The sequence below is a fragment of the Corynebacterium sp. MSK044 genome, assembly GCF_030232825.1.
In the GTDB taxonomy this organism is placed as follows: domain Bacteria; phylum Actinomycetota; class Actinomycetes; order Mycobacteriales; family Mycobacteriaceae; genus Corynebacterium.
The window spans coordinates 35425-52458 of the sequence record NZ_JASPJJ010000012.1; the positions used below are offsets into that span (position 1 = coordinate 35425).

Below are 17034 nucleotides of genomic sequence, written 5' to 3' on the forward strand. Positions count from 1 at the left end.
CGACCCAAAGTGGATTTAACGAGGTGGCAGGCCTAGCGTTAGTGCTATGACGTTGCCAAAGTTCGGTCCCGCTTGGGCCGGCGCTTTAATGGGAACCTCGATTGCGTCGAGTTTGACTGGGTTACATGGATTTCATGTAGCCCAGGTCGTTTTTGCGCTCATCGCGGCGGGACTCCTTGTTGTGTTCACGGTCGGCGTGCGCAATGAGCCGCCGCGGCACCAGAACATGGCGGCGTGGGGCATGTATTCGATGGGCCTGCTCGCGTGCGGCTCGGCGTGGACGGCACTCACGGGCAACGATGTGTTCCAGCTGATCAGCTGGTGGATCGGCGCGCCACTAGCCATCATCGTGTGCTTGTGGCAACTCTGGGGTTTGTGGAAGCAGTCCGCGCACTACACCGAGCCTGCGTTCCCGTGGGGCTTGGCGCTCGTGTCCCCGATGGTCGCTGCGACATCCGGCGGGCAGCTGGCCACCCATCACGGCGAGTTTTATCACTACGCGGGTGAGCTGTGCTTCTTCCTCACGTTCTTCACCGCGATCCCACTCTTCCTCTACTGCTACTGGTCCCGCACGCGCCCACGTGGCGCCGCCGCGGGTACAGCGTGGATTCCCCTCGGTGTTGTCGGCCAGTCGACGGCAGCATCGACATTGCTTTTCGACGCCCACCTGTACGGCCTCATCATGTTCACCCTCGGCGCACCGTGTGCCCTCTACGCCATGTACTGCTTCTACGAAGCTGCCCTCCACTGGGCACCCTACGGCCCCGGCTGGTGGGGCTCTACCTTCCCCGTGGGCACCCTGTGCTTGGGTGCTTGGGACGAAGGCTGGCACACACTTTCCTTGGCGCTCCTCGTGCTCTTGCTCCTCCATTGGGGTGTCTGCGCGGTGCGCTTTGGCTCCTGGGAACTAAGCCAATCTGGTGCGAGATGAACTAGCTATCCGCGCTTCTCCGATGCCGTCGTCGTGGTGGTCCACGACTCGGCGTAGCGGCCGCCCTTCGCCAGCAATTCATCGTGCGTGCCCCGTTCTGCGACCGTCCCGTCCTCCGAAAGCACGACGATGAGGTCGGCATCGCGGATGGTGTGCAGGCGATGGGCGACGACGATCACAGTGTGATCGCCGCGCAACGCTTCCATCGTGCCGACAATCGCCCGCTCAGTGGCCGCATCCAGCGAGGACGTCGGCTCGTCGAAAAGCACCACCGGGGAATCCTTCAGAAGCGCCCGGGCGATGGCGACGCGCTGCCGCTCGCCTCCCGACAGCAGCGTCCCCTCCTCCCCCACCGGGGTATCCCACCCGGAAGGCAGCAGCTCCACGATGCGGTCCACCCCGGAACGCCGGGCGGCCTCGCGCAAGCGGTCCCCGTCACCGGGCCCGGAACCGAATCCGGGGTCGGCGAAGACCACGTTGTCCCGCACGGACGCGTCGAAAAGGAACGTCTCCTGGAACACCGGGGTCACCAGCGAGTTCACGCCGTCGGTGCCGATCCGAGGCAAGGGCACCCCGCCGATGAGGATCTCCCCCGAGTCCGGATCATGAAACCGCGACAGCAGCCGCATGACCGTCGTCTTGCCCGCCCCCGAAGGTCCCACTATGGCGACCAGCGCTCCCTGAGGTGCACGGAAGCTGACGCCGTCGAGAACCTTCTTATCCCCGTACCCGAAGCTCACGCCGCGGAACTCCACGTCATGCCCGTCGGGCAGCTCCGGTGCGGCAGGTTCAGGAAGGGCGGGGATCGCCCGCAGGTCACGCAACGCAGCCAACGTGTTGCGGCCCGCGCCGAAACCGCCGGACAACGCTCCCGCCGTGGTGATCGGTTCGGTGAACTGGACGACCACGATGAGTATCGGCGCCAAATGCGCCGGCGCCATCCCGCCCGTCGCGGCGACCGCCACGGCGACGACCACCGCCGCCGTGAACACCGCATGGACGACCGAACCCAACCGTCCGATGGCCGCCCCCTGCGTCGACGTCGCCTTCGCGAACGCATCGTGTTGGGCCCGGATCGCCTCATCCACCATCGCGTCCGCCGCCGAACCGTCGCCCGCGGCGCGAATCACCTGCTGGCCGCGGGTGAACTCGATCAGCCTGCCGGAGACGGCAGCGACGGCGTCAGCATGCGCTTCGTCCGACTCCCCGCCGACCCGGCCAATGGCCCGGTAGGCGAAGAAGATCACCGGCGCCGACGCGACGAGAACCAACCCGACGCGCCAATCCATCGCCAGAATTCCGAGAGCGATGACGGTCGGCGTAACCACAGCGGCGATGACGGGCCGCAGGATCACGTGTGGCACGGACGCCGCGAACGCCATGCCCGACGACGCCATCTCCGAGAAGCGGCCGGCCGTGGACTTGGTGACGTACCCGAGTGGCAACGTCAGCACGCGTTCGCCCAGGGAACGCAACAGGGACGACAGCACCGCTGCGGAATTCGCCCTGCCAACTGTCCCCGCGGCGAGGGACAACACCGCATGGGCGGCCGCGAGGCCGGCGATGACGCCGGTGAAACGCCACGCCGTCGCATCATCTCCCTCGGCCAGAGCCGACAGCAGCGGCAGCAGCGCGACGAACGCCGCTCCCTGGGCCAGCGCGGCAAGCGTGGCCAACGCAATGAGCCACACCAGCGTCATTCTCGAGCGCCGATCCGTCATCGACCACAAGTCCCGAATCATCGGTTTGCCGCCTTTTCATCGTCTGATTCAGTGCCCCGCGGGGCGGATGGTTCGTCGTCGAGCGCGAACGCGCGCCACAAATCCCGGTAGCGGCCACCGCGCGCAAGCAACTCGTCGTGGGTACCCGCCTCCGCGACCGCTCCCCCATCGAGAACGAGGATGCGGTCGGCGTTGCGGATCGTGCTCAACCTGTGCGCGATCACAATCACCGTCCGCGAACGGGCCAAACGCTCGATTGCGGACTGGATGAGGGCCTCGGAAGCCGGATCCGCGTAAGCGGTTGCCTCGTCGAAGATGAGCACCGGCGCGTCCGTAACAATCGACCTCGCGATGGCTACGCGCTGCGCCTCACCACCGGAAAAGGTCACGTCGACGTTGACCACCGAATCCAGGCGCTTCGGCAGCGCCGCGATGACCGCATCGAGGTTCGCGAGCTTCGCGGCCGCCATGATTTCGTCGTCGGTGGCGTCTCTCCTGGCCAGCCGGATGTTCTCCCGCAACGGTAGCGTGAATAACTGCGGATCTTGGAACACCACCGACACCGAGCGGTGCACGTCGCGCACGGCGATGTCGCGAAGATCGACGCCGCCCAGCAGCACCGAGCCTTCAACGGGGTCGTGGAAACGCGCCAACAGCCGGGCGACGGTGGACTTTCCGGAACCGGAGGACCCCACCAGCGCAGTGAGGGTCCCTGGTTCGAACGTCGCGCACATCCCGTCGAGGACCCGCGGCCCATCGCCGTAGGAGAAGACCAGGTTCCGGACCTCGAGCGCGCCTCCGCGCGCGGGCACCGGATCGGCGGGCTCGGCGATCGGCGGCGTGCCCAGCACCTCCGCGATGGACTTCAGGGCGGCGATCCCCGCGATGATGGGTTCGGAGTTCATAGCCACCCTCACGATCGCCGCGGAGAGTCCAAGGCCGAGAACCAGCCCGGCGACGAGACCCTCCGGTTTGCCGCCCGCGGTGTCCCTCAAAGCGAGGCCGGCGCCGCACACCACTGCGAGGACCGTGATCGGGGACGTCACCACGTCGATGAGCCCGAGATAGATGTTCGACTGCCGGGACCAGGCGGACCACGCGCGGACGAACGACGACGCCGCGGCATCGTAGCGGCCCGCGCCCTGGCTGGCGCGTCCGAAGGACTTCATCACCGGGATGCCGCGCACCAACTCGATGACCGCAGCCGTCACTTTTTCAGAGGCTCGCTCGTAGTCGCGCTGAAGACCGGCTCCGCGCGAAATCATCACGCCCATCAGGGCGAAGGTGACCAGCACCGGGACGACCGCCACCGCCGCGATCCGCCAATCGACCGCGACGAGCGCGATGAGGGAAAGCAGGGGAACCAGCACCGCCACCACGGTCTCGCCGACGGTGTGGCCCATGAGCTGGTGGACGGCCGCGACGTCCTTCTCAACCGACCCGATGATCCCCGACGAGCGCCGGGCGTCCAGCCAACCCAGCGGCAGCTTCCGGATATGGGCAACCAACCGGCGCCGGAGGTGGAGCTGCAGGTCGTTATCCGCCCGGTGCGAAAGAATGCCGGCAGCGCCGTCCGCAGCCATGCGCACCGTCGCGGCGACGACGATGACAACCACGGCCAACCACGTCCGATGCACCGGGGCCTCCGGGTACGTCATCGCGATGTCGATGATGCCGACCAGCGAAGCGACGGTAGCCACCGACGACAGGACGGATAACGCGACCACCGCACGCATCCGGGTCCGAATCGGGGCGAGCAGCGACCACGGGCCTACGGTCCCGTCCACGGCGCTCACTTCCCCGCCTCCCCGATCGCGCTTTTCTTCGCGAGAGTGCAGAAATACACCATGCCGGCGCGTGAGGCTCCGTCCAGCTTCAGCCCGTTGGCTTCGGCGAGGTCCTCGAGCTCGCTGCCCCGGAACACCCGGTGGCCCATCTTTGCCATGACGGCCATGTCGACCCGCTCGTTCACGTCGGGATCCTCGACGAACGTCTGCACGTAAGCGATGCCGCCGTCGGCGAGCAGCCCGGAGACCCTGCCGAGCGCGGCTCCCGCATCCTTCATTTGGTGGAGCGCGCCACACACCCAGATTTCACAGGCCCCGCCGGGCTCTCCCGCGAGCGGCGTGAGGATGTCGGCAACGTGGAATTCCGTCCGGGCCCCAAGCCCGTCGGCGGCGGCGCGTTCGCGGGCGATGCGGATCGCATTGGGCGACAGGTCGTAGCCGACGATGTTCGCCCTGCGATAGCGAGACTCAGCGGCGAGCGTGCGGGCGAGCCACCCGGTTCCGCAACCGAGGTCGAGGACCCGGGCCGGCGCATCCGGCCCGGGATCCAGCGCACGGAGCTTCCGGTACACGGCGGCGGCGTCCATCGGTTCGCGCGCATAGCGGCTTAGGAACCTCGGCTGGACCTTGTCCTCGTAGGCCGCGAGGAGCCTGCGGTTGTTCTGGACGATCTGGGCGATCGACTTCATCTGGTTCTGTCTCCGGGTGTGTGGGCCGCGTCCACGCGGCGGTTTCGGGTTAGATGCTCGGATTCGCGGGCCGTCATGCAGACTCCCCCGGCCTCGTTTTCACGGCGATGCCCCACGCCGCGAGCACGGCGATGCCTAAGAACCAGGCCGCGCAGACCACCAGACCCGCAGCCCCGGTGCCGTTGACGGCCTCGCCGGCCGCGGATACGGGGGTGTGCCCGGCGATTCCGCGCAGGAGGGGACGGAAGTGGTCGGCGGGCATGAGCACCGTGTTGACGAACATCGCAACGATGATTAACGGGATGAGGGCCACGGAACCCTGGGGGCTGGTGATGGAGAACGCGATGTACGTGCCGGTGCATGCGGCCGCCGCGGCAACCATCGCGCCGGTCACCGCGATCCTCCACCACCAGGACACTTCCGGTGGGCCGTCGGAAAGCAAGGCGGCCACCGCCGCGACGACGGCCGTCATCGCCATGATCCGGATGAACTCGGCAATGATCCGTGCGGCCGGCACGGCCGCGTACGGCGCCGGCATGGTGATCAACCGCTCGTGGAAGCCATTGCTGCGTTCAACGAACACGGTGGATGATCCCGTGATGGCCAGGATGAACGCCCACGCCGTCACGACCAGGATGACCGCGTTCCGGAGTTCGAACTCTCCGGTGAGCTGCCTGACCAGGCCACCGAACATGCGGTTGACGATGAACAGGTACACGAGCGGAGCAATCAACGTCATGAACCAGAAGTCGGGGCGCCGCAGCCAAATGTGGGCGATGCGCCGCAGATGCACGAAGATGGCGCCAATCATGATTCGCTCCTCGAGGTGAACCGGCGGATGAACAGGACGATTCCGGCGACCGCCGCGACACCGAGCCACAGGGCGGCCTCTTCCCCGGCGCGATCCGGGAAGGCGTCCGGGGACGCCGCCCTAATCACCTCGATCACCGGCGAAAAAGGCATGTGGCGCACGACGTCGCGAAGGGAGCCGTCCAAAGCGGTCGCCGGAATGAACGCGGTGGAGAACATGAGCAGCAGCATTTCCAGCGCCTGGATCGATGAGGCCGTCGACACCGGGGCGGGCACCATCAGGATCACCCCGTCCGTGACCAGGGACAGGACCGCCGCGGCGAGCAGCGACCACAGGACAGTCCACGCGACGTCACCGACAGCCATGTCGAGGCCGCAGGCCCACGCGACGACCAGCAGCGCCGCGATCGACGCGGACATCCGCAGCACATCGGTGACGAGCCTGCCGGCGACATAGCCGCCTGTGGCCCCGGGCAACACGCGCACGCGGTCAACGAGCCCGGATTCGACGTCCTGTCCCACCGCCATCGCCGACGCCGCGGCGGTGAACATCGCCGCCTGGAACAGGCAGCCGCCGAGCACGAAACGCAGGTACCCGAAGCCGGATTGCTCCGCCGAGTACCCGAACACCGCGTACAGGCACAGCAGGAAGAGGGGCGGAACCACGAACATGGAGATCAGCGACGCGGTGTTGCGTCGCAACAGCAGCAGATCCCGACGGAGAAACGCCGCGACCGACGTCGCACTCATCGCGCCGCACCCCCTGCGTTCATCGATATGAACACCTCGTTGAGGGTGGGCGGCGACACGCTCAGCGAATCCGGCAACGCTTCCGAGGCCTCCATCGCCTGCGCCACCGCCTCGAGGACCCGCGGCCCGGGGTCGACGTCGAGGGACACCGACTTCCCCGCGACGCGGGCGCCGTCCAGGCACGTTCCCCCGAGGCAGCGGGCGAACGCCTCCGCCTCGGCGGCGGTGGCGAAGGACACGCGGAGCACGTGCGACCCGAAGGCGCGGCGCAATTCCTCCGGCGTTCCGCTGGCGACGATGCGGCGATCCTTGAGCAGATGGACGTGGTCTGCCAGCGCCTCCGCCTCTTCCAGGTACTGGGTGGTCAGCACCAGGGTCATTCCGTCGTCCCGCAGTTGCCGGATGAAGCCCCACAGCTCTTCGCGGCTGACCGGGTCCAGCCCCGTCGTGGGTTCGTCGAGGAACAGCAGCCTGGGCACGACGCACAGCGACGCGGCGATGTCGAGGCGGCGCCGCATGCCACCCGAATAGGCCGACGCCAGCGTCGAGGCACTGTCTGCGAGCGAGAATTGCGCGAGCAGTTCCGTCGCGCGGGCGGCCGCGGCGGCGCGGTCGAGTCCGCGCAGCCGCCCGAAGAACTCCAGGTTCTCCCGGCCGGTGAGGTTCTCGTCGATCGCCGCGAATTGGCCGGTGGTGGCAATGTCAGCGCGCACGCCCGCCGGGTCCTCTTTCACGTCGCGCGAGAAGATGCTCACCTCGCCGGAGTCGGCGGTGATGAGCGTCGACAGGATTCGGATGAGGGTGGTCTTGCCTGCACCGTTGTGGCCGAGGAACGACACGATCGCCCCGGTGGGCACGGTGAAACTCACGCCGTCGAGCACATGCTTGCGCATCCGGGCACCGCGCTTTCCCTTGCGCCCGCCGTCCGGCGGGGCACCTGCCCCGCCTTCGGGCGGGGTGCCCGCTTTGCCCGCAATCGGGTAGCTCTTCGTGAGGTCGCGGACGACGATCGCCGCACCTCGTTCAGCTTGATCCGTCATCGTTTCCCCTTTTCTTTGGTATCACAGTGGGCCGCTGTCGGCAGCGGCCCCGTGGTCGGGTTGTCATGTGGCACCTCGATATGGATGCCCGCATCGCGGGCGAAGGCGAGGACCGGTTCGAGGAGCCGGGGGTGGCCGACGAGATCCCGGCACCCCGGCGCGACCGGCTTCCCCGCGACCGCCACAACGGTGGCGGCAGCAATCGCCGCGGTCATTTTGTAGGAACCCGGGCCAGTCGCCCGGACGACGGTTGTCTCGGCCGGTGCCTGGTCACGGCCTCGAACCACCTCGGGGGATCGGCGACCACCTCGGAAACCGGCAGCAACACCTGGTCGTACCCACGAAAAAGGGCGTAGACGTGGAAGCCGATCAGCGAAAGGTTGTGGGTCAAAGGCAGCCACGTGAGCATCTTGTTCTCGTACCGGTGCGCGTGGCGTGGGATCGTCGCGCGCAGACCGTTCAGCACGGACTCGTTGGTTACGATGACGCCCTTTGGCGATCCCGTGGAGCCGGACGAAAACTGGATGAGGGCTTCGCCGGCCGTCCCACCTCGCACCGGGAACGCGGGGACCATCCCGGCGCCATCCCCGGAATCCACCTCCCCCGCCTGAGAGAAGTCCGATTCAGCATCACCCGGCATCGCCGCACCCGGTTCCACGGCAGCGTCATTGACGATGGACACGTCGAGCAGCCGGTCCTCGCCCACGACCACGGCACCGTTTGCGCCGGTGAGCAGCGTGTGACTGCGTTCGTCGACCAGAATCGGGGCCCCGGACATCATGTCCGAGAGCGTCCGCACCCTGTAGACGTCAACCGGGCCTGACACCGGCGGCGCAAGCGCCGGAACTGCGCCGGCGAAGACGCAGCCCCAGAACGCCCGGATGAGCCCGCGGTTCTCCGAAACTTGGAAGATCACGCGATCGCCGGGGCCGATGCCGGCTTCGGCCAACCGAGTCGCAGCCGCCACCGCCTCCGCATGGACCTGGCCATACGGGACGAAGACGTCCCGCCGATTCTTGACGAAGGTGATCCCCTTTTTCGTCTCATCGGCCTTGTCCCGAAGCACGTCGCTGATGGTCCGGATCGTGTTCATTGGTACCTCTTTCGGTTGTCGGCGCCATGCCGGTGCCGGGCGGACCGGGCCCGCATGGCGTGGCCCGGAGGATGTGTCTGAAGGGTTGAAAGGGTGAAGCAACTGGGTGGGGCGCGTCTCCGCACAAGCTCGGACCCGCCGGTTCCGGGTGCCCGTCAAGTCACTGCGGACACCAGGGCGGCGACGAAGGCCGCGGCGGACGCTGCGGCCGCGAACCCGTCACGCACTCGCCAGGGGTGATTGGTGCGGAAGGTGCGCCGCGGATGGCGGCCGAAGTTGCGCATCGCCAGGGTCAGGGACAGCTTTTCGGCGCAGCGCACGGCGCTAACGAACAAGGGAAAGGCGATGCGCGCGGGCGTCGTCGCGCGAATGAAACCGGAGCGGAAAGACTGCTCCGGTCGCATCGAGCGCAATCTAATCGCCCATGTCAGATGGGGGATTTCGCTGCGCAGGAACGCCGCGATGCTCACCCCGGAAATCGCTATGGTGCACCATGTGTAGGGCACCCGGAAGCGTTGCACCATGGCGTCGAAAAGCTCCTCGACGCGCATGCACGCGGAGACCAGGACCGTCCCCGCGAACACGGCCGTCAGCAGGAGTCCGTGATGGATGCCGTGGCGGACGGCCTCCGCCGGATCCCCACCGCCGTAGAACTCGGAGCGCCACCCGAGCAGGCCGAAGAACACCCCGATTAACAGGACGAGAAGGACCTTCCCCGCCGTCGCCCGAACGTCGCGTTCCGCGATCGCAGCGAGTGCGAGGAACGCGCCCCCCGTCAGCGCGAGAACGGCGTCTCCGCCGGAGAGCAGCCCGGCGACGAGGACGAGCATCACCGCCGCGACGATCGTGATGGCGTTCAACCCCGCGCGCCTTCGAGCGGCGGATCCACTGGTCCAGGGGCTTTCGTCCCCGGACGTCCGTGCGCCGGCGGCGGGCAGTGCGCGATCCCGCCGGGACGACTCCGGGGCAGCCGGCACGGCGGCCGCGGGACCGGACCAGGCGACCTTCCCTTCGGCGACGATGCTCGCCCGATCCGCCCACGTTCGCGCGACACGGCGGTCGTGGCACGTGAACACAACGGTTCCGCCGGCCCCGGCGTATTCCGCCAGCGCATCCAGCACGATGCGCGAGCTCGGCGAATCCAGGTGCGCCAACGGCTCGTCGAGAAGCAGCAAACGGCGATTGGCCGCCACCGCCAGGAAGATGCCCAACCGTCTTTTCTGTCCGCCCGACAGGACGAACGGCGAGACGGGGTCAAGTGCCCGGGGGCACAGGGCTTCCCGCAGTTTCCGCAGCTCATCGGTGCCGAGTGGCCCGTGCGGGTCCGTGCCGGCCAGCGCGGAGTCGATTTCCGCGGCGACGGTCGCACGGGTGAACTGGTGCTCGGGGTTCTGGAACGCCCACGACGCGAAGGCGTCGGGAGCGCGCCGGGCTGGCTCGCCGTCGATCCGGATGTCCGCTCCCGCCTTCATCTGGCCCGACAGCACCGCCAGCAAGGTGGACTTACCAGCTCCGTTGGTGCCGACCAGGGCATGGATCTCGCCCCGTTCCAGTGTCAGATCGGCCCCGTTCAGGATCCTCTCCCCGCCTCGGGCCACGTGGGTTCCGGTCAAGGCCAGCAGTGGAACGGCATCCGCCTCTGATTCCGGATCGGGACGGTCCGGCGCCCCCGTGCCCGGCGTACTGGCGTCCGGCGTTCCGGCGGTCGCGGCAGACGTCGCAATGCCCTTCACCGCGATGCCATCCGGCGCTCCGTGGGCGGCGACGCTCCCGTCCGCATCGAGAATCGTCACCGTGTCGACCCACCCGTCGAACGGGCGGAGGTCGTGCTCGATGAGCAGGATGACGCGCCCCGGGGCCCGCAAATCACGGATGGCGGCGAACAGCGCCCGGCGACCGTCCTCGTCGACGTGGGCCGCGGGCTCGTCGAAGATCATGACCTCCGGCGCCCTGGCCACCGCACCGGCGATGGCCATCCGCTGGCGTTGCCCGCCCGACAAAGCCCACGGATCCTTCTCCGCGAGCTCTGACAGCCCGAGCTCCGATAGGGCCTCGGCTGATCGCTTGGCGACGATGCCGGCTTCCACGAGGGAAAACTCGAGGGCCATGGACACGTCATCGACGACTCGGAGCGTGAGCACCTGCGTCGCCGGATCTTGCCCGACGAAGGTGACCCGGTCCCCGTCCACGGGGCGTTCGGTGCCGTCGGCATCGACGATGTGCACGAATCCGGCATAGTCGATGGGGATGTGCGAGGGGATCAGTCCAGCGATAAGGTGGGCCAGGCTCGTCTTTCCGCATCCCACGGGTCCCGTGATGGCGTTAATCGTGCCGAAATCGAAGGAGAGATCCACCATGTCGGGTGCCCATCGCCCATCGGCGTGCCGCACGCCCGCACCACTAACCCGTAACCGGGCCGGGGCCGTCCCGCGTGTCGCACCGGCACACGCGGGTGCTCCGCCGGTCACCGGGTGACCCCGCGGCTGCGAAGCCCCTTTGCGACGGCAAAGCCCAGGACCAAAAACACCAGGCTCGATGCCAAGGCTACGGCGAAGCTGATCAGGGTCATGGGCGTGGTCGGCGAGTCGACGCCGACTGCGCGCGGGGCCATCGTTCCCATCAGCGCGGAGAACAATATCGCCGATGCTACGAACTGGGGACGCGTCCACCGCCGGTACAGGGTGATCATGAACGGAAGCTCGATGAGTAATCCTTCCATAATCAGCGCCCCGATTGCGGCGACGCCGAACGGGGTGGTCGCTGCGGACACGACGCCCATGGCAAGGCACGCGATAAGGCTCGCGCCAGGCTTGCGGACGACGATGAGGGGAACAACGCACGGCAGGAACCACAACCCGAGCGTCGCCGCGACGAGATAAACGTGGGCGATGCCAGCGAACACCTGCAGGTAAGTCAGGGGCACGACGATGAGAGACCCCGCGACGCCGATCGCGGCGGCGACGAGCATGTCGCGGGTGGATGGTCGGCCACCCGCTGCGACCGGTGCGACGTGCACCAACCGCCCGTCACCCGTCCCGTCTGGGCCCGCGTTCCCGGCTTCCCCTCCGGAGAGGGGTTCTCCGGTCGATCCACGTTTTCCGTTCATCGTCGCCGCCTCGCTTCCGTTGCCGATTCCCAATCGGGAACACCACCTGAAACAGTATTAGGTTAGGCAATGCTTATCGACTTACGCCAGGCTCAATTTACTGACCTTACCCCCGCCCCCCCCGTTACCGTGATGGTGCCCCCTCACGGGGCGCGGTCACCGGGCCCGGCATGGCTTATCTGCGTGAACATTTCCATAATCCGGGGGTGTTGCCACCGGGCACCGGGGATAACCGCTGACAGCTAATAGGGACACGGACCAAACAGAGGTCTCGTCGTAACGTGGGTGCCTGCAACGGATGTCCAAGACACCGGCGACCAGCCGCAACAGAAGGACACCACCATGGAACCGTCCAGAACACCCGAAATCATCATCGGCCTCGACGTCGGCAAAACCGGCCACCATGCCTGCGCGCTGACCAACACCGGCGAGAGAATTTACGACAAACCACTGCCCCAAGACGAAGCCGCACGGCGCGAAATCTTCGCGTCCATGCAAGCCCACGGCAGCGTTCTCATGGTCGTCAATCAACCCAACACGATCGGCGCCCTGCCCATCGCCGTGGCCCGCGACTGCGGTTGCACGGTCGGAGACCTCCCCGACCTAGCCATGCGACAAGCAGCCGATTTCTACCCTGGACGATCAAAAACCGCCGCCGGGATGCATTCATCATCGCCGACACCGCCCGCACCATGCCGCACACACTGCGGGCAGTCGACCGCGACGACGAGACACTAGTAGCGCTGAAGATGCTCGCCGGATTCCACGACGACATCGCCTAAGACGCCACCCGAACGAAAAACCGCCTTCGCAGCGTGCTCACACAGATTCACCCCGCACTCGAGCGCGTCTTTGCAGGCGAGATTCTCTCGCGCACGCTGGTGCTGGACTCGCTAATCCACTACGAAGGTCCGACAAAACTGGCCGCCGCAGGTCGAGGCCGGGTCCTGAAGTGGATGCGCAACCGCGCCAAGAAGGACCCTGTTGCCCTCGCAATTTTCGCCGCCCTTGCCGAGCAAACTGTCACGGTACCCGGCACTGCGGCAGCAGAATTGGTCATTCCCCAGCTGGCGGCGAACATCGAAGCGCTTCAAGCACAGCGCGACACGATCGCCGGACATGGCTCGGAGATGCTCGAATCGTTCCCTCTTGCCCAGGTCTTGATGTCGATGCCCGGCGTAGGCATCAAGACCGCCTCTAACATCTTGTTGTCCATCGGCGATTGCCAGGACTTCGCCGACGCCGCGCACTTGGCCGCTTACGCCGGCATCGCGCCGACCACCCGGCAGTCGGGTACGTCGATCCGCGGCGAGTTTCCCACCAGGGCCGGCAATAAACAGTTGAAAACGCGATGTTTCGATCGGCGTGGATCGCGTCGAACTGCCATCCCGCATCGCGCGACTACTACCCGCGTAAACGGGCTGAAGGACAGAAGCACAATGCCGCGGTGATGTGGCTTGCCCGGAGCCGCTGCAACGTCATCTATGCCCTGTTGACTCGGCGTGAGTTCTTCCGAGAAATCCCTGCTAGAACCATCGCCACGGCTGCGTAGGCCGCTGCGCTGATCACCGCCGGCCCGCACGATGCGGCCCGGCGATTAGTCATGGCTACACCCCCATACAATGTACGTGAAAGTCCCGCCTGACTGTTGACAATCCACATAGGGACACCCCCCCTGGGGTTAACGCCATGACTAGATCTGACGTGACCTTCCCCTCTGGAGATGGATCCTGCGCCGCGTGGCTGTACGTCCCCGACGACGCCCCTGCCCCGGGGCCGATCATCGTGATGGCCCACGGTCTCGGCGGGGTACGCCAGATGCGCCTCGATGCCTTCGCCGAGCGTTTCAGCGCCGCCGGCTACCGCTGCCTGGTGTTCGACTACAGGCACTTCGGTGCGAGCGCCGGGGAGCCCCGTCAGCTCCTGTCGGTGCGGCGTCAGCTCGAGGACTGGAACTCCGCGATCACCCATGCGCGGGGCCTCGACGGGGTCGACCCTGACCGTGTGGTCATCTGGGGCACGTCCTTTGGTGGCGGCCACGTGGTTCGGACCGCGGCGCGGGACCCCAGGCTTGCCGCGGTCATCGCGCAGTGCCCATTCACCGATGGATTGGCCTCGACGTTGGCGCTGCCGCCTGCGACCACGGTCAAGATCGGCCTACTGGCCGTGCGCGATCTGCTCGCCGCGTGGCGCAGCAAGGAACCTGTGATGGTTCCCGCTTACGGGGACCCGGGGTCGACCGCCCTGATGACGGCGCCCGACTGCGTGGCGGGCATCGAAGCAATTGTGCCCGCCGGAGATGACATCCGCTCGGACATCACGGCACGATTCGGGTTGGATATTCTGCGCTATTTCCCGGGACGACACGCCCGCAAGATCCAGTCCCCGGCGCACTTCGCGGTCTGCGAGAACGACACGCTGGCCCCGCCGGGCCCCACCCTGCGGCATGTGCGGAAGGCCCCAAAGGGCGAAGTGCGAATGCAGCCCGGCGGGCACTTCGACATCTACGTCGGCGATGCCTTCGAGCACAACGTCGCCGAACAGCTGGCCTTTCTCGCACGGCACGTCCCGACTGCCGTCAACGAGCGGTGAGCCGCACCGCAGGCTGGCTTCCCCAAGGATCAGACGCCCCTGATCTACGAATATGTGTACTCCGCACTCCCGGGTCATGCGCGGAGAACGAACTCCTCGACGTCGCCGTCGGAGATGCGGACGACGTCGGCCAAGGCCTTGTCCATGTCGATCATAAAGCCCTGCCACCCGGCGCGCCGAGCCTCCGGGCCGAGAGACTTCCGGGGGACGAACATTTCCGCGGTTTGCAGGTCGCGGGGCAGGAAGTAGATGCTGGCCTGCCCGACCTCATTGACCAGGACGACGTAGAGGCTGAAGTAGATGCCCGCTTCCATGCGTTCACGCTGCGGGCCCCATGCGGCACCGAGGATCGTGCCGGTGATGGTGTCCGGCAGTTCCCCCTTGATCCGCTTCGACTTCACCTGAGCCAGGTAGCCGCAAAAGTCGCAGACGAGATCGGCACATTTGAAGTTCGGGGGCAGGAGTTTGAACGACTTGTCGGTGCGCTTGCACCCCGGGCAACGGGCATGCTTGGCGACGAGTTCTTCTCCCGCCGTGCCGAGTTTCTGCTTCGTCGTGGCCATGTCATGTTCCTCCTCAACGGTGCGCGCTCTTCTGCGCGCGTGCGTCGGCCCGTGGCCCAGCCTCCGATGCCGGGACATCCTGCCCCCATCTTGCTAGATTCTGGGTCAAGACCACTTGAACGAAGGAACGGTGCCATGACCACCTCGGCGGAATTGCGCGAGATCTCGGCCGCACATGGGCTCACATGGCCCGAGGAGTACTTGACGCTCGCCGACGACGGCATGGTGGACATGTCCCCCACCGGCGACGAAGTCCCGCTGCTGCACTTCAGCACGAACTTCGAGCTGCTCGGGGCCAAGGACATCGCCCGCCGATTGGAGATGTTTGCGGAGCCGGACGATTTCCGGAACATCGATCCCGCCGAGGGCCTGTTGCCCTTCGGGATGGAGCCCGGCGGCAACCTCTATTGCTTCCGCACCGGGGCCGCCGGCGCGGGTCCGGTCCCCGTGGTTCTGCTGCAGAACGATGAGCAGGAGGATGAGCGTCTCGCGCCGGATCTCGCCGGGTTCATTTTCGCGGAGATAGTCGTCGCTTCCGCCGAGTTCTACGACGACGATTACCTGGGTGAGGGCGAGCCCCGTCGTAACGCGGAAGCCTGGCTCCAGTCGCACGAGCCCTACCTGGGGCAGGAGCAGGCCGCGGCGCTCCGCGAACTCTTCGCGCGTCCGCTGATCGTGCGTGACGACGACTCGATGGGGTTCCTCGAATTCTCGGAGGTGGATGAGCTGGTGGACCCGGTTCTGCGGTATCCGGAGCGCCACGAGCCGATTCAGCTCTGGGAGCGCGGGTAGCTCCACCTCCACCGGCCGGTGCGTGCGACTCCCCGACGGTGGCGTTACGCCTCGAGCACGTAGCGCAGGATCTCCACGACCTGGTCGGTGGTCGTGCACCACGCCTGGGCGGCGGCGTCGACTTCCTTGAGCGGGTGGACGATGTCCTCGCCGTGAAGCGTGACGTACGGCTTGTCCAGGGCCGCGCAGTAGCCGGCGTCGAAGGCGGCGTTCCACTGCTTGTACTGGTCGCCGAAGCGCACGACGACCATGTCGGCCTTCTCGATCAACGTGCGGGTCCGGATGGAGTTGACCTTCGACGACTGGTGGTCGCGCCAGAACCCGGCGGGCGCCTCTCCCAAGTGGTCGCCGGCGGCATCGCTGGCGTCGTGATCGGTGACCGGCGCCGTGAAGACCACGTCCAGTCCGGCGGCCTCGGCGCCGCGCTGGATTTCCTCACGTCAATCGGTGTGGATCTCGCCGGAAAGGTACACGTTGAAGCTCATGGCCGATTACTCCTTCACTGAAACTTGGATGTGCCCCCGCACCTCCCCCGTTCATCGGCGCACCATACCCGAGTGGCCCTCATTGATCGCGTTCAGCGGCGGTTGCGCAGTCGGGACGTGAGAGCGCCGAGGAGACTCGCGCCGTGGCCCGAGGAGTATCTGGTCCTCTCCGAGGCTGCCGACCGTTTCGCCGAGTTCGGGATCTTCGTCCGACGGCGATTCCGAAGACCTGCGCCTGGCCCCGGATCTGGCGGGCTTCGTTTTCGCCGAGATGATCGAGTCGGCCGCCGAGTTCGACGACGTCGACGAAGTCGTCGACCCGGCGCTCCGGTACCCGGCGCGCAACGAGCCCATCCAGCTTTGGGATCGAAGCAACTGGCATCAGGGCCGATCGCGGCTTCGCCGTTTGCCGCGCAACTGAGGGCGGAGGTGTTTCTCGGCGCGGCGAACCCGAATCCGATCAACTTGTCGACGTACGAGCTGATCATGTTGCCCGCGTGCGCCCGCCGGTTCCCGCGCACGATGCCCAAGTACGCCGAAGCTGACGGTGGCAATCGTCGACGCGCACAGGCCATGCGGGGGCGTGCCATCCCCGACGCTTTACGACGTCCCGTCGCCACGCAAACGGCCGACACCCGGGTCGGCCACCGGCCCCGGGGCCCGGCCCACCACCCG

Annotated in this window: 14 protein-coding genes and 1 pseudogene; 4 read left to right on the plus strand and 11 right to left on the minus strand. The window is 66.9% G+C overall.

Annotation, left to right across the window (positions count from 1 at the left end; genetic code table 11):
* Positions 1 to 46: 46 nt before the first annotated feature.
* The gene (locus tag QP994_RS08010) at positions 47 to 931 is read left to right on the plus strand and encodes an SLAC1 family transporter (protein WP_284866071.1); all 885 of its coding nucleotides are present in this window, start codon (positions 47 to 49) and stop codon (positions 929 to 931) included.
* 5 nt (positions 932 to 936) lie between these two features.
* Here the strand turns inward: QP994_RS08010 and QP994_RS08015 are convergent, their stop codons facing one another.
* The 9 genes from QP994_RS08015 to QP994_RS08055 all read right to left on the minus strand — a co-directional run bounded on the left by QP994_RS08015 (position 937) and on the right by QP994_RS08055 (position 11789).
* Positions 937 to 2673, minus strand: a complete 1737-nt coding sequence (locus QP994_RS08015) for an ABC transporter ATP-binding protein (RefSeq protein WP_034665995.1) — start codon at positions 2671 to 2673, stop codon at positions 937 to 939.
* Positions 2670 to 4448 (minus strand): ABC transporter ATP-binding protein, encoded by a 1779-nt coding sequence (locus QP994_RS08020; RefSeq protein WP_284866074.1) that lies wholly within the window; start codon positions 4446 to 4448, stop codon positions 2670 to 2672. The genes QP994_RS08015 and QP994_RS08020 overlap by 4 nt, the downstream gene beginning before the upstream one ends.
* On the minus strand, positions 4445 to 5128 hold the full coding sequence (locus QP994_RS08025; protein WP_034668635.1) for a class I SAM-dependent methyltransferase: 684 nt from the start codon (positions 5126 to 5128) through the stop codon (positions 4445 to 4447). Before QP994_RS08025 ends, QP994_RS08020 begins: the two co-directional genes overlap by 4 nt.
* Positions 5129 to 5201: 73 nt before the next feature.
* Positions 5202 to 5939 carry an ABC transporter permease gene (locus tag QP994_RS08030; protein ID WP_034666002.1) on the minus strand — a complete coding sequence of 246 codons (738 nt, stop codon included), beginning with the start codon at positions 5937 to 5939 and terminating at the stop codon, positions 5202 to 5204.
* Positions 5936 to 6688 (minus strand): ABC transporter permease, encoded by a 753-nt coding sequence (locus QP994_RS08035; protein WP_034666004.1) that lies wholly within the window; start codon positions 6686 to 6688, stop codon positions 5936 to 5938. Before QP994_RS08035 ends, QP994_RS08030 begins: the two co-directional genes overlap by 4 nt.
* Positions 6685 to 7728, minus strand: a complete 1044-nt coding sequence (locus tag QP994_RS08040) for an ABC transporter ATP-binding protein (RefSeq protein WP_034666007.1) — start codon at positions 7726 to 7728, stop codon at positions 6685 to 6687. The genes QP994_RS08035 and QP994_RS08040 overlap by 4 nt, the downstream gene beginning before the upstream one ends.
* A gap of 211 nt (positions 7729 to 7939) precedes the next feature.
* Positions 7940 to 8821 carry an AMP-binding protein gene (locus QP994_RS08045; protein WP_284866077.1) on the minus strand — a complete coding sequence of 294 codons (882 nt, stop codon included), beginning with the start codon at positions 8819 to 8821 and terminating at the stop codon, positions 7940 to 7942.
* A 155-nt stretch (positions 8822 to 8976) separates the two neighbouring features.
* A complete protein-coding gene (locus tag QP994_RS08050) occupies positions 8977 to 11178 on the minus strand; it encodes an ATP-binding cassette domain-containing protein (protein ID WP_284866080.1) in 2202 nt (733 codons plus the stop codon).
* 107 nt (positions 11179 to 11285) lie between these two features.
* Complete coding sequence (locus QP994_RS08055) at positions 11286 to 11789, minus strand: ECF transporter S component (protein ID WP_224370287.1); 504 nt, start codon at positions 11787 to 11789, stop codon at positions 11286 to 11288.
* 480 nt (positions 11790 to 12269) lie between these two features.
* Between QP994_RS08055 and QP994_RS08060 the strand changes: the two are divergent.
* Together QP994_RS08060 and QP994_RS08065 are read left to right on the plus strand one after the other, a co-directional pair.
* Positions 12270 to 13479 (plus strand): annotated as a pseudogene (locus QP994_RS08060) (IS110 family RNA-guided transposase).
* Between the two features lie 137 nt (positions 13480 to 13616).
* On the plus strand, positions 13617 to 14519 hold the full coding sequence (locus QP994_RS08065) for an alpha/beta hydrolase (RefSeq protein WP_256887039.1): 903 nt from the start codon (positions 13617 to 13619) through the stop codon (positions 14517 to 14519).
* 74 nt (positions 14520 to 14593) lie between these two features.
* Here QP994_RS08065 and QP994_RS08070 read toward each other — a convergent pair whose 3' ends face one another.
* Complete coding sequence (locus QP994_RS08070; RefSeq protein ID WP_284866082.1) at positions 14594 to 15082, minus strand: DpnI domain-containing protein; 489 nt, start codon at positions 15080 to 15082, stop codon at positions 14594 to 14596.
* Between QP994_RS08070 and QP994_RS08075 the strand changes: the two genes are divergently transcribed.
* The gene (locus tag QP994_RS08075) at positions 15026 to 15874 is read left to right on the plus strand and encodes an SMI1/KNR4 family protein (protein ID WP_284866084.1); all 849 of its coding nucleotides are present in this window, start codon (positions 15026 to 15028) and stop codon (positions 15872 to 15874) included. The two genes, QP994_RS08070 and QP994_RS08075, sit on opposite strands and share 57 nt — an antisense overlap.
* A 44-nt stretch (positions 15875 to 15918) precedes the next feature.
* Here the strand turns inward: QP994_RS08075 and QP994_RS08080 are convergent, their stop codons facing one another.
* Positions 15919 to 16305, minus strand: a complete 387-nt coding sequence (locus QP994_RS08080) for a YtoQ family protein (protein WP_224784025.1) — start codon at positions 16303 to 16305, stop codon at positions 15919 to 15921.
* Positions 16306 to 17034 lie beyond the last annotated feature (729 nt).